Consider the following 12,517-nt stretch of genomic DNA (forward strand, 5'->3'; position numbering starts at 1 on the left):
CCCTAATCAGTTTTGGGAGACTCCCTGCAAGCAAGCGTCTTCCGGGAGCTTTTAGACGGCTACAGTAAATGCATCGACCGGTTGATACCTTTCTGTTTCTGCCATCACTAAGAGGGTCAATGGCAATAATGCAAAGAGTACCGTCACGCGCGTCACTGATTTATAAAACAGCGTTTCTATTTGATCAAAAGGTGAGGTCAGTTTTGAGAGCCAGCCATCAAAATTGCTGATGGCTGGTGAAAAGGCAGGGTGTTAGCGGTAGTTCACGATGACAGAATTACTCTGTACTTTCAGCGCCGGGATTAAACGTCCCCCGCCCGGCACTTCCCAGATGAAACGCAAAGGTTCAATGGCCGGTACGCCGTTGAACGCCTGTGTCGTGCCATTTTCGCCATCGATTTCCGTGCAGCGCGTCTGAGAACAGAGGCGCACCCGCAGCCCTGCGGGCGTTGGGCCAATCAGCCGGTAATTCCAGACCACAAGGCCCATCTGACCGGAAACGCCTTCAGAAGGCGACAGCGGGTTAGATGACATAGCAACGCCCCGGTTGCTGAGGGTCACTCCCATGCTGCTTGCCTGCCAGGTGCCTTCCCCGGCAGCGTGCGCCGCCAGCGGGAAGAACAAAATCCAGAGCCATTTACGCATTATTTTCCTCCGATCGTCGCGGTCATGCGGATGTGACGGTTATCCGACAGCTCCATATTCGACAGCACGACCAGCTGGTTCAGGCTACGACGCAGGAAGCGCGACAGCAGCGGACGCAGCGCATGGTTCACCAGCAGCACCGGCGGCGCGCCCAGCATCTCCTGGCGCGCCAGCGCCTCCTGCGTTTGCGCCAGCAGACGGTCCGCCAGGCCCGGCTCCAGGCCGCCCCCGCCCTGCAGGGCCTGCAGCAGCAGGCGTTCAAGCGGCGTATCGAGGCCAATGACCTGCACCTCTCCGGTTCCCGGGAACCACTGCTGGGTGATCGCACGACCCAGCGCCACGCGTACCACCGCCGTCAGCTCGTGCGGATCGCTTTGTATCGGCGCATGCTCGGCAAGGGTTTCGAGAATGGTGCGCATATCGCGGATCGGCACTTTCTCTTCGAGCAGGTTTTGCAGCACCTTGTGCAGCGTGGTTAAAGTCACCACGCCCGGGACCAGATCTTCCGTCAGCTTCGGCATCTCCTGCGTGACGCGGTCAAGCAGCTGCTGCGCTTCCTGACGGCCAAACAGCTCTGCCGAAAATTGCCCGATCAGATGATTAAGATGGGTCGCCACCACGGTACTGGCTTCAACAACCGTATAGCCCTGGATTTGCGCCTGCTCTTTCAGGGCACTTTCAATCCAGATAGCGGCCAGACCAAAGGCCGGATCGATGGTTTGCTCGCCCGGCAGCGTGCCTGCGGCGGTGCCCGGGTTAATCGCCAGCCAGCGGCCCGGATAGGCATCACCGCTGCCTATTTCGACCCCTTTCATCAGAATGCGGTAGCGCGCGGGCGGCAGGTCCATATTGTCGCGGATGTGTACAACCGGCGGCAGGAAGCCCATGTCCTGGGCGAATTTTTTACGGATACTGCGGATACGGCCAAGCAGCTCGCCATCCTGCTGGAAATCGACCATCGGAATCAGGCGATAGCCCACTTCCATTCCCAGGGAATCTTCCAGCTGAACGTCGTTCCAGGTCGCTTCGACGGCCTGGGTATTCTCCGGCATTTTTACCTGAACAGGTTCCGCTGCCGGTTTGATTTCACGGCCACGCATCCACCAGGCAAGCCCCAGCAGACCCGCCGTAAACAGCAGGAAGACGAGGTTTGGCATCCCCGGCACCAGGCCGAGCAAACCCAGAACGGCAGCGGCCAGCAGCATAACGCGCGGGTTGCTGAAGAGCTGGCCCACCATCTGCTCGCCAACGTCCTGATCGGTACTCACGCGGGTCACAATCACACCCGCCGCCGTGGAGATAACCAGCGCCGGGATCTGCGCGACCAGACCGTCACCAATGGTCAGCAGCGTATAGCTTTCCGCCGCGTGGCCCATGTCCATCCCGTGCTGCAATACCCCGACCAGCAGGCCGCCGACCACGTTAATCACCATGATCAGAATGCCTGCGATGGCGTCACCGCGCACAAACTTGCTCGCACCGTCCATGGAGCCGTAGAAGTCCGCCTCCTGCGTCACTTCCGAACGGCGTTTTTTGGCTTCATCTTCGGCGATAAGGCCGGCGTTCAGGTCGGCGTCGATCGCCATCTGCTTGCCCGGCATCCCGTCCAGCACAAAACGCGCGCCCACTTCCGCGATACGCCCTGCACCTTTGGTAATAACCATAAAGTTGATGATTACGAGGATAACGAACACCACGATACCGATAGCGAAATTGCCGCCCACCAGGAAGTGGCCGAATGCCTCCACCACTTTACCTGCCGCTGCAGCACCGGTGTGACCTTCCATCAGAATGATACGCGTGGACGCCACGTTCAGCGCCAGTCGGAGCAAGGTGGTAAACAGCAGAATGGTCGGGAACGCGGCAAACTCCAGGGTACGCTGGGTGAACATCGCCACCAGCAGCACCATAATGGACAGCGCAATATTGAAAGTGAAAAGCAGATCGAGGATGAATGCCGGGAGCGGCAGTACCATCATCGACAGAATTAGCAGGATCAGAATCGGCCCGGCAAGGATTTGCCATTGGGTCGATTTCAGGTTGCCGGGCAGGCGCAACATTGCCACCAGATTAGCCATCAGTGTCCTTCTCGTTCATAAAATCCAGCGCGGCAGGCACCGGAAGGTTTTCAGGTTTCACAGGCCGCTGACCGCCAGCCAGACGCCAGCGCTTCAACTGCCACACCCAGGCCAGCACTTCCGCCACGGCGGCGTAAAGTTGTCCCGGGATCTGTTGTCCGATATCCGCATGGCGGTACAGGGCACGCGCCAGCGGAGGGGCTTCCAGAATCGGCACGCGGTTTTCAGTGCCAATTTCCCGGATACGCAGTGCGATCAGCCCCGCCCCTTTCGCAACGACTTTCGGCGCGCTCATTTTGTTTTCGTCATAGCGCAGCGCAACGGAATAGTGTGTCGGGTTGGTGACGATGACGTCGGCCTTCGGCACATCGTCCATCATCCGGCGACGGGCGGCGGCACGCTGCATCTGGCGGATACGCCCTTTTACGTGCGGGTCACCTTCCATCTGCTTATATTCGTCACGGATATCCTGACGCGACATGCGCAGCTTTTTGAAGTGGGTATAAAGCTGGAAGATCACGTCAAAACCCACCATCGGGATAATGCTGAGCACCACCAGCAGCGCGCAGAGCCCGACCAGATTCAGCGCGTTGCTCATCGCGGTGAGAGGCGATTCGCTGATAAGACGCATCATTTCCGGCCAGTGGTACCAGAGGTAAAAGCCTGCGGAACTGCCCATCAGCACCGATTTGAGAACGGCTTTGAGCAGCTCAGCCCCGGTCTGCGCAGAGAACATTTTCGCAATACCCGGCAGCGGGTTCAGTTTGGAAAATTTCGGTTGCAGCGATTTGGCACTAAAAACCAGACCGCCGAGCATCACCGGAGAAACCAGCGCGACCAGCACGACCCCGGTAATCAAAGGCAGCAGCGCGACCATGGCCCCTTTAATAAGCTGAATAATCTGGCTGAGGATCAGATTCGGATCGTTGACCATGCTGTGGTCAAAACGTAACCCGGTGGACAACATTCCCGCCAGCTTGCGGGCGAGCGACTCCCCGCCCCACCAGATAATGCACACCCCTACGATAAGGATCAGCAGGGAGGTCAATTCTCGGGATCGGGGGATCTGCCCTTCCTCACGCGCTTTTTCTAGTCGGTGGGGTGTGGGGGCTTCCGTTTTGTCGTCGTTCTCTTCTGCCACAGTGCATGCTCAGCCCATTACGTCACGGGTATCATGCCAGCACCGCCTTTCATCAATGGGCTGAAAAACCCCTATAACCGGGTCTTTTTATCCTGTTTAAGCCCCCACTCTGCAATTCGGGCTAGGGAAAAAAGGGTAAGGAATGTTCGAACGAACATTCTCCAGCTTTTGTGATGTGTTTCATATTACAAAATGAATTAAGCGCAGTTTTAAAGAAAATTCACTCTAAAATATCCCGAAAGAAAATTAACATAACCGTCGATTTTAACCTCCCGGTATTGCAGGAATGATATAACTATGTAAATTCAATAATTCAGAGCAATCGAAATCATATAAATCATTCCCCCACATAATCCAAAAATGGATAAATCTATATAACATTAATCCTGAGACTCCATTACTAGCAGAAAATTAAATGTTATAATTTCACGCGACATAATTTACTTTCCACCAGAAAGCAAAATGCATGCCAGATAATTATTTTTACTTAAAGGAACATTTAAGATGGATTTGAAAAAGAATATTATTGCGGGCTTAGCCCTTGCAACACTGTCGATGAATGGTTTCGCCGCAGAAATGAATGCCGGCACTATTCACTTTACGGGTGAAATTATCGAATCAAGCTGCACCATTCAGGGTGACGACGGCACGGACAGTACTATACCACTGGGTACCTATCCTACATCATTGTTTAATACCGTTGGGAAGGAGACCGCACTTACGGAGTTCTCCATTACGCTGGCGAACTGCCCGTTAACAAGCGCTGGGCTTCCGGCTGTTCAGCTGACCTTTAACGGCCCAACGACCCTGACCAAGACCAAAACGCTGCTGGACGTCAGTAAAATTACCACCACGGGCGAAACCGCGGCCACCGGTATCGGCATTGCCGTCAGCCCGGCGGGTAAAGATGATAAGCTCATCACGATGGACGGCGCTGAAGGGCAGATCTATATCGAACTGGCGACAAAATCCGAAGATACGATTAAAGCTGATTTTAATGCCCGCTATAAATCATTTGCAGATGCGGTTACCGCCGGTCCAGCAGATGCTGATATGACGGTAAATATTCTTTACCGTTAATAATCGTATTACTGATATTCATAATATATATATTTAGGCGTCATGACGTTTAAGGAGTCATGATCTGATAATAGTCCGGACTCGGACTATTATCATTTCCCTTCAACCTCCTTTATTAAAGGTTTCACCATGCGCATTTTACTCCAGGTCTTATTATGCATTCCTGTTATTGCGAGCACCTTTTGTCACGCAGCAGGTATTCAGATCGGTCGCACACGCATAATCTACGATGCCGCGAAAAAGGAAGTTGCCCTGCCCTTACAAAATAATGATAAAGAGCTTCCATGGTTAATACAGTCATGGACGGATACAGGTGATGGTAAAACGCACGGACCGTTTATCGTGACACCGCCTCTCTTTCGGCTCGATCCGCAAAAAGAGCAAAGCCTGCGTATTACCTGGAACGGGACAACCTTAGCAGGCGATAAAGAGTCTCTGTTCTATATGAACGTACGAACCGTTCCTGCCACGGCTACGGATGAAGGAGACAAAAACGTCCTGCGGTTAATCTATAAAACGCGTCTGAAACTGTTCTGGCGCCCTGTCGGACTGAGCGGTACGCCCTCTGAATCCTGCAAAAACCTGCGCTTCGCGCGTCATGGTCAGCTGCTCACTGTCATCAACGAGGGGGCGTTTTACAGCGTCTTTGATTCACTTGCGCTGGGAGCGCACAAAGTGGAGAAAGCCGACATGGTTGCCCCTAAATCCCGCGCTGACATTCCTCTCCCTGACAATGCTCAGGGAACGAGCGTCACCTGGCGCTGCATAACCGATTACGGCAATGCTTCCGAAAAATATACCGCCACCCTGGCGCAGGATTAAAAGACCGCGATGATGACAGGACGTAATGATATGTCATACGAGCGGCTCTTTAGACCGAATCCGCTTCTTCGCTGCCTTGGCGGTGTCTTGCTCATCGCGAGCTTCTCGACGCTGGCCCGTGAGTATCGTTTCTCTCCCTCATCGCTTGAAGGAGACATGCTGGCCCAGCAGGATATCGACCTTTCACTCTTTTCAAAGTCGAATGCTCAGCTACCCGGCACCTATTCTTCACGAGTGCAGGTGAACGAACACCGCCTGAGCACCACCAGTATCGCTTACGTCAGCTCCCCGGAAGGGTCACTGATACCGCAGCTCACACCGGATATGCTGCGGGCATGGGGGGTTGCTATCGACCAGTATCCCGCCTTGCTTGCGTTACCCGCCAATAAGGCTTTGCCTAAAGATATCAGCAACTATATCCCCCAGGCCTCCGCGCGGCTTGATTTTTCAAACATGACATTAGCGTTGAGTATTCCTCAGGCCGCGTTAAGAAGTACCGGTCGCGATTACATCGATCCTTCGCGCTGGGACGACGGTGTTCCCGTGTTGTTCAGTGACTACGCTTTCTCAGGATCAAAAAATAAGGAGAGCGGCGACAACAGCGCCACCAGTCAGTATCTGAATTTGCGCACCGGCGCCAACATGGGTGGCTGGCGAGTGCGCAACTATTCAACGTGGAGCAATTCAGAGAATGAAAACCTGTGGGAAAACATCAATACCTTCCTCCAGCATGACGTTGACGCCCTCAAGGCACAGTTCACGGCCGGAGAAAGCAACACGCGGGGCGAGGTATTTGATAGCTTACAGTACCGGGGCGTTAACCTTGCGTCGGATGAAGAGATGCTTCCCTACAGCCAACGCGGCTATGCCCCTGTCATACGCGGCATCGCCAGTTCAAATGCGGAAGTCTCGGTGCGCCAGAATGGCTACCTCATCTATCAGCAAAATGTCGCGCCGGGCGCGTTCGAAATCGACGATCTCTACTCCACGACCAACAGCGGCGATCTGGACGTTACGGTGAAAGAAGCTGACGGCACCGAGCATCACTTTACGCAGCCCTACTCCAGTATCGCGGTTATGCTGCGGCCTGGGCATATGAAGTACGAAATGACAGCAGGCCGTTATCGTGCTGAAAGCGGGAGCGACCAAAAGGAACCCGACTTTTTCCAGGGAAGCATGATTTACGGTTTAAATAACCTTCTCACCTGGTTTGGAGGGCTGACGCTCTCGAAAGACTATAACGCAGCCAATACCGGTGCCGGTCTGGCGCTCGGGCCGCTGGGCTCGCTGTCCGCTGACGTTACCATGGCCGACACCCGGCTAGACGATAACAGCCAGCATACCGGCCAGTCATGGCGTTTGCTTTATACCGGTAAGCTGGATTCGACCGATACCAACTTCAGCCTCGGCAGCTACCGATACTCCAGCCGCGGGTATTACAGCTTTGCCGACGCCAATCAAAAGCATGACGGCCACGAAGACGATCTGCAGTTTCGTTACAATAAACGCAACCGCATTCAGGCCAGCGTTAGCCAAACCGTTGCTGGGGTGAGTCTGTATCTTAACGGTTATCAGCAGGATTACTGGGGCACCTCTAAAAAAGAGCGCAGCCTGTCTCTGGGATTCAATACCGTTGTTGCCGGCACGAGCTATCACATTGCCTATACGTACAGCAAAACCAACGGCGACGAGTCTGACAGGATGGTCTCTTTGGGATTTAGCATTCCTCTCGCCAGATGGCTGCCACGCGCCTGGAGTAGCTATAACATCAGCAACACTAAAAATGGCTATACGCGGCAAAACGTGGGCCTCAACGGCACGCTTCTGGAGGATGAGCGTCTGAGCTACTCGTTGCAGCAGAGCCACTCCAACCACGACGGGGAAGATATCAGCAGCGTCTATGGCAGCTACCGTTCGCAATACGCTAATCTGACCGCCGGATATTACGCTTCCACCGATCACTCTCAGCAGCTTAACTACGGCATTAGCGGCGCTATTGTTGCCCATCCTCAGGGCATCACGCTGGCTCAACCTTTAGGAAGCCAGTTTGCTATCGTCAATGCCAACGACGCTTCCGGCGTCCGTTTCCTGAACCAGCGGGGTATTCAGACCGACTGGCAGGGTAACGCAGTCATTCCATCACTCACTCCGTACCAGGAGAACAATATTCGTATTGATACCTCGAGCCTGCCGGAAAATGTGGACAGCAGCGATACCGCCATCACCGTCATTCCCTCGCGCAACGCGGCGGTGCTGGCCAGATTTGATGCCCACACAGGCTACCGGATGCTGGTCACCCTGAAGCGTCCAAACGGTCTCCCCGTTCCGTTCGGCGCCATCGCGACCAGTAGCGACCCGGTGATGAGCGGCATTGTCGATGAAACCAGCACCGTCTATCTGTCAGGCATTGGAGAGACCGCGCAGCTCACCGTGAAGTGGGGCAACGGCACGGGCCAACAGTGCCGCGCCAGCATTACGCAACAGTCAGCCAACCAAACCGAAAGCCCTAACGGTATTCGCTCGGTTAACGAGCTTTGTCAGCAGGAATAAGCACATGACAACTATACTCAAGAAACGGGCCGTCTGGGCTTCATTGGCCACGGCACTGAGCCTGACCGCAACCAGCCCGAGCATGGCCGCGACTTTACTTCATGACTGCTTCGGTGCGCCGCAAGCCTACACCACGACGTTCGATCATGAGTTTTCGTCCAGCGAAAATATCGCCAATCATGACTATGATGTGCCAAATCATCTGGTCGGCAATGGCCCGGTGATAGTGGCCAACTGCAGCTGTCCCGGAAATATATTTTCTTCGAGCATGGTTTATGAAAAAACCTTCGCCGGAAGCCCGTTGAAACCGGGAACAAGCGGATACGGCTATTTGACAGAAAAGATCGATGCCGATATCACCGCCTATGCGGATGCAATCAACTCTCCGGACGGCACTTCTTTGACCCCGATAGCTGTCAATGAATACCCGACGTCCAGAGCTAATATGCGTAACACTAGCGAGAATGCACTCGCCAAAACGGAGGGAGATGCCAACGTTTGCAGTAGTGGCACCCAGCCGAGCAACGCCGCTACAGTAAAGCGTAATTTCCGCTGGAACGTCGTGGCGATCCTTCTTCACATTAAAAAACCCATCCTGGGTCAAGAGGTGATCCCTTCGACGATCGTCGCGCAAAACTATGCCTGTCTTTATTTCGGCTCGGGGGGAAGCTGCGATCCCGGGCAGGCAGATCAGGTCTCTGATATCTGGTTTAGCGGCACGCTTTCTGCGCCGCTAAGCTGCGTTATCAACGAAGGCAGCACCATTGAGGTTGAGTTCGGCAGCATCGTCAGCAAGCAATTCGTCATCAAGGGGCAACCGCCAAAACGTTATGCCATCAAAAACGTTGATATTGCCTACCACTGTGATGATAACGCAGTGGGAAACACGGACCGGATAAAGCTGACGCTGACCGCAGATCAGGGGGTCGCGGACAGCAGTACGCCGTACATTGCAAAACTTCTGGACAGAGACGACCTCGGGGTGCGTGTATATGATGAACACAGTCAGAACGTCGCGCTGGACGGGACCTATGAGTTTCCGGTGACGATGGACGCGCAGGGAAACGGTGTGGTCAAAATTCAGGCTGTACCGGTCAGCACGACCAATGCCTCTCCGGCCCCGGGCCGCTTTGAAGGTAACGTGACGGTGAAGATGGATCTTCGCTAACCGAACTACCCTCAGGTTGACGCCGCAGCCTGAGGGTAATCGAAACAATCAGAAGCCGAGGCTGTCCAGCAGATCGTCTACCTGATCCTGGCTTGCCACAACGCCCGCCTTGCTGGCGTCGAGCTGTGGACCATTGAGCAGGCTTTCGTTCTCGCGTTTTGGACGGGCCGCCGGTTCCGGGATGTTCTCCAGCAGAACCATCAGCAGCTGACGCTCAATCTCCTGGATAACATCCATCATGCGCTTAATCACCTGACCGGTCAGGTCCTGGAAATCCTGCGCCATCATGATGTCCAGCAGCTGGGCGTTGGTGAAGCTGGTGTGCCCCGGCACATCCCCCAGGTACTGACGGGTATCCGTCACCAGCTCTCGGGCATCCGCCAGCTCGATAGGATTCTCAAACCACTCGTCCCAGCGTTTGCTCAGCGCTTTCGCCCCCTTTTCCATCGCATCCTGGTGCGGCTGTGACGCTTCAACACTGTTCAGCGCACGTTCCGCGGCCTGAGCGGTCATCTGCACAACATAGTCCAGACGATCGCGGGCATCAGGAATGGCTTCCGCCGCTTCGGCAATCGCCTGATCCAGCCCCAGCTCACGCAGGCTGTCACGCAGCATGCGCGTCAGGCTGCCGATGCGGACGATAATATCGCTCGGCGAGTGTTCTTCAACGGGTTTCATAGCAGGTTGCAACATTTCCATCACCTCACATGCCGAGTTTCTCGAAGATCTTACCGAGCTTCTCTTCCAGGGTTGCCGCGGTGAATGGCTTCACCACATAGCCGCTTGCGCCCGCCTGTGCAGCGGCAATGATGTTCTCTTTTTTCGCTTCTGCAGTAACCATCAGAACCGGCATAGACGCCATTCCGGCATCGGCACGAATGGTTTTCAGCAGTTCCAGACCGTCCATGTTAGGCATGTTCCAGTCGGAGATAACAAAACCAAACCCGCCAGCCTGCAGTTTGTTCAGCGCATCAACGCCGTCTTCTGCTTCTTCAACGTTGTTGAAGCCCAGCTCTTTCAACAAGTTGCGCACGATGCGACGCATGGTGGAAAAGTCATCCACAACCAAAAACTTAAGCTCTTTATCCGCCATAAAATAATACTCCTGAGTCAAATACGTATTGCCTGTCCGGCACTGATTTTCGCCAGCATCTGCTGGCTTACCTGGCTAAGATCGACCACTTCGCTCACGCCACCCATATTGATGGCCTCGCGCGGCATGCCGAACACCACACAACTTGCTTCATTCTGCGCAATCGTCCAGGCGCCAGCCTGGTGCATTGCAAGCATTCCGGCGGCACCATCGTTGCCCATCCCCGTCAGGATCACCCCAACGGCGTTGCGCCCCGCATGTTTCGCCACCGAATGAAACAGCACATCCACCGACGGACGGTGCCGGTTGACCGGCGGTCCGTCATGAATTTTGATTTGATAGTTAGCGCCGCTGCGCGACAGCTCCATATGCTTGTCGCCCGGGGCGATATAGGCATGTCCCGGGAGCACGCGCTCGCCGTCTTCCGCCTCCTTCACGCTGATCTGGCACAGCTTGTTCAGGCGTTCGGCGAACGAACGGGTAAAGCCTGGCGGCATATGCTGAGTGATCAGAATACCCGGACTTGAAAGCGGCAATGGCTGGAGTACATGACGAATTGCCTCTGTTCCTCCGGTTGACGCCCCAATAACCAGCAGTTTTTCCGAGCTGAGTAAGGGACCGGCCTTCAGGGTCGCAGGCGCGGCCAATGGCGTATGGGCAGCAAGCTTCGCCCGCGACGCGGTGCGGATCTTCTCCGCAATCATTTCGCTGTAGGCCAGCATCCCTTCGCGAATGCCGAGCTGCGGTTTGGTGACAAAATCCACCGCCCCCAGCTCCAGCGCGCGCAGGGTGATTTCCGATCCTTTTCCGGTCAGGGAGGAGACCATCACCACCGGCATGGGCCGAAGCCGCATCAATTTTTCGAGGAAATCTATGCCATCCATGCGCGGCATCTCGACATCCAGCGTTAGCACGTCGGGGTTATATTTTTTAATTAAATCCCGCGCTACCAGAGGATCGGGCGCAGTCGCCACCATCTCCATGTCGCTGTGGCTATTGATAATTTCAGTCATGATCTGACGCATCAGCGCTGAATCATCGACAGACAACACCCTGATTTTACTCATGCTTTTTCCTTACTCAGCGCATATACCGTTTGCCCACGCAGGCTAAACTCACGCGCGAGGTTGCTGAAGTTTTCCGAGTGCCCGGCAAACAGTAAACCGTCAGGCTTGAGCAACGGAACAAACCGACGCAAAATGTCCTGTTGCGTCGTTTTATCAAAATAGATCATGACGTTACGGCAAAAAATGGCATCGAACGGCCCCGGCACGTTGTACTGCTTATCCAGCAGGTTAACGGGCGCGAATTCGACGCAGTTCGCCAGCTCCTGGCGTACGCGCACCAGGCCTTCATGCGGGCCCGTGCCGCGCATGAAATAACGCTGCAGCTGCTGCGGCGACAGCGTTTTCAGTTCATCCTGGCGATACACGCCGTTACGCGCCTTCTCCAGCACCTCGGTATCGATATCGCTGGCGTAGACTTTCCAGCGTCCGGGCGTCATGCCCAGGGTGTCAGCAAGGGTGATCGCCAGCGAGTACGGCTCTTCACCCGTCGAGGCGGCCGCGCTCCATACGCGATACTCCCCGGTGCGACGGCGGGCGTGCTCGGCCAGGACCGGGAAGTGGTGAGCTTCACGGAAAAACGCCGTCAGGTTGGTGGTTAACGAGTTAATAAAAGCCTGCCACTCTGCGCTGTTCTGGTTCGCCTCGAGCATGCTCAGATAGCGGCCAAAATCATCCAGCCCCAGCGTACGCAAGCGCCGCACCAGACGGTTGTAGACCATGTCCCGCTTATGATCCGCAAGCACGATCCCCGCACGCTGGTAGATTAACTGACATATCCGACGAAAATGCGCGTCGGACAGCGCGAGGCGCTGTGTCATCTGCAACAATAATGACGTTTGCCCAGGGGGCATTGGTGATGTCATAGCGCCTTCT

Annotated in this window: 11 protein-coding genes; 4 read left to right on the forward strand and 7 right to left on the reverse strand. The window is 55.0% G+C overall.

Annotated features, from left to right (window positions below; genetic code table 11):
* Positions 1-252: 252 nt before the first annotated feature.
* From flhE to flhB, 3 genes are read right to left on the reverse strand one after another with little or no spacing between them, the layout of a single operon-like run.
* Positions 253-645 carry a flagellar protein FlhE gene (gene flhE / locus UR289_RS07130; protein WP_033145861.1) on the reverse strand — a complete coding sequence of 131 codons (393 nt, stop codon included), beginning with the start codon at positions 643-645 and terminating at the stop codon, positions 253-255.
* On the reverse strand, positions 645-2,723 hold the full coding sequence (gene flhA, locus UR289_RS07135; RefSeq protein WP_033145862.1) for a flagellar biosynthesis protein FlhA: 2,079 nt from the start codon (positions 2,721-2,723) through the stop codon (positions 645-647). The genes flhE and flhA overlap by 1 nt, the downstream gene beginning before the upstream one ends.
* Entirely contained in the window at positions 2,716-3,864 is a 1,149-nt protein-coding gene (gene flhB, locus UR289_RS07140; RefSeq protein ID WP_033145863.1) for a flagellar biosynthesis protein FlhB, read from the reverse strand. Before flhB ends, flhA begins: the two co-directional genes overlap by 8 nt.
* Before the next feature lie 504 nt (positions 3,865-4,368).
* Here flhB and UR289_RS07145 point away from each other — a divergent pair.
* The 4 genes from UR289_RS07145 (at position 4,369) to UR289_RS07160 (ending at position 9,484) form a co-directional block, all read left to right on the forward strand.
* On the forward strand, positions 4,369-4,944 hold the full coding sequence (locus UR289_RS07145; RefSeq protein WP_094935603.1) for a fimbrial protein: 576 nt from the start codon (positions 4,369-4,371) through the stop codon (positions 4,942-4,944).
* Between the two features lie 129 nt (positions 4,945-5,073).
* The gene (locus tag UR289_RS07150) at positions 5,074-5,766 is read left to right on the forward strand and encodes a molecular chaperone (protein WP_167818532.1); all 693 of its coding nucleotides are present in this window, start codon (positions 5,074-5,076) and stop codon (positions 5,764-5,766) included.
* Between the two features lie 9 nt (positions 5,767-5,775).
* Positions 5,776-8,316, forward strand: coding sequence for a fimbria/pilus outer membrane usher protein (locus UR289_RS07155; protein WP_320709567.1), 2,541 nt, complete (start codon positions 5,776-5,778; stop codon positions 8,314-8,316).
* Between the two features lie 4 nt (positions 8,317-8,320).
* Positions 8,321-9,484 (forward strand): fimbrial protein, encoded by a 1,164-nt coding sequence (locus tag UR289_RS07160; RefSeq protein ID WP_210867125.1) that lies wholly within the window; start codon positions 8,321-8,323, stop codon positions 9,482-9,484.
* Between the two features lie 48 nt (positions 9,485-9,532).
* On the opposite strand, the gene cheZ is transcribed toward UR289_RS07160, so the two are convergent.
* The 4 genes from cheZ to cheR are packed head-to-tail and all read right to left on the reverse strand — an operon-like array spanning position 9,533 to position 12,507.
* The gene (cheZ, locus tag UR289_RS07165; protein ID WP_023312251.1) at positions 9,533-10,177 is read right to left on the reverse strand and encodes a protein phosphatase CheZ; all 645 of its coding nucleotides are present in this window, start codon (positions 10,175-10,177) and stop codon (positions 9,533-9,535) included.
* A gap of 10 nt (positions 10,178-10,187) precedes the next feature.
* Positions 10,188-10,577 (reverse strand): chemotaxis response regulator CheY, encoded by a 390-nt coding sequence (cheY, locus tag UR289_RS07170; protein ID WP_008500431.1) that lies wholly within the window; start codon positions 10,575-10,577, stop codon positions 10,188-10,190.
* Between the two features lie 17 nt (positions 10,578-10,594).
* The gene (locus UR289_RS07175; RefSeq protein WP_029741783.1) at positions 10,595-11,644 is read right to left on the reverse strand and encodes a protein-glutamate methylesterase/protein-glutamine glutaminase; all 1,050 of its coding nucleotides are present in this window, start codon (positions 11,642-11,644) and stop codon (positions 10,595-10,597) included.
* Positions 11,641-12,507: a protein-glutamate O-methyltransferase CheR gene (gene cheR, locus UR289_RS07180; protein ID WP_023312253.1), complete on the reverse strand. Its 867-nt coding sequence runs from the start codon at positions 12,505-12,507 to the stop codon at positions 11,641-11,643. The genes UR289_RS07175 and cheR overlap by 4 nt, the downstream gene beginning before the upstream one ends.
* Positions 12,508-12,517 lie beyond the last annotated feature (10 nt).

The organism is Enterobacter sp. 302C9 (assembly GCF_034106085.1).
Classification (GTDB): domain Bacteria; phylum Pseudomonadota; class Gammaproteobacteria; order Enterobacterales; family Enterobacteriaceae; genus Enterobacter; species Enterobacter asburiae_B.

What these genes read in the sequence shown, in the direction of transcription:
- UR289_RS07175 (WP_029741783.1), bottom strand. Translation starts at nt 11,644, where the DNA reads ATGAGTAAAATCAGGGTGTTGTCTGTCGATGATTCAGCGCTGATGCGT.
- UR289_RS07155 (WP_320709567.1), top strand. Translation starts at nt 5,776, where the DNA reads ATGATGACAGGACGTAATGATATGTCATACGAGCGGCTCTTTAGACCG.
- flhA (WP_033145862.1), bottom strand. Translation starts at nt 2,723, where the DNA reads ATGGCTAATCTGGTGGCAATGTTGCGCCTGCCCGGCAACCTGAAATCG.
- cheY (WP_008500431.1), bottom strand. Translation starts at nt 10,577, where the DNA reads ATGGCGGATAAAGAGCTTAAGTTTTTGGTTGTGGATGACTTTTCCACC.
- cheZ (WP_023312251.1), bottom strand. Translation starts at nt 10,177, where the DNA reads ATGTTGCAACCTGCTATGAAACCCGTTGAAGAACACTCGCCGAGCGAT.
- cheR (WP_023312253.1), bottom strand. Translation starts at nt 12,507, where the DNA reads ATGACATCACCAATGCCCCCTGGGCAAACGTCATTATTGTTGCAGATG.
- flhE (WP_033145861.1), bottom strand. Translation starts at nt 645, where the DNA reads ATGCGTAAATGGCTCTGGATTTTGTTCTTCCCGCTGGCGGCGCACGCT.
- UR289_RS07150 (WP_167818532.1), top strand. Translation starts at nt 5,074, where the DNA reads ATGCGCATTTTACTCCAGGTCTTATTATGCATTCCTGTTATTGCGAGC.
- UR289_RS07145 (WP_094935603.1), top strand. Translation starts at nt 4,369, where the DNA reads ATGGATTTGAAAAAGAATATTATTGCGGGCTTAGCCCTTGCAACACTG.
- UR289_RS07160 (WP_210867125.1), top strand. Translation starts at nt 8,321, where the DNA reads ATGACAACTATACTCAAGAAACGGGCCGTCTGGGCTTCATTGGCCACG.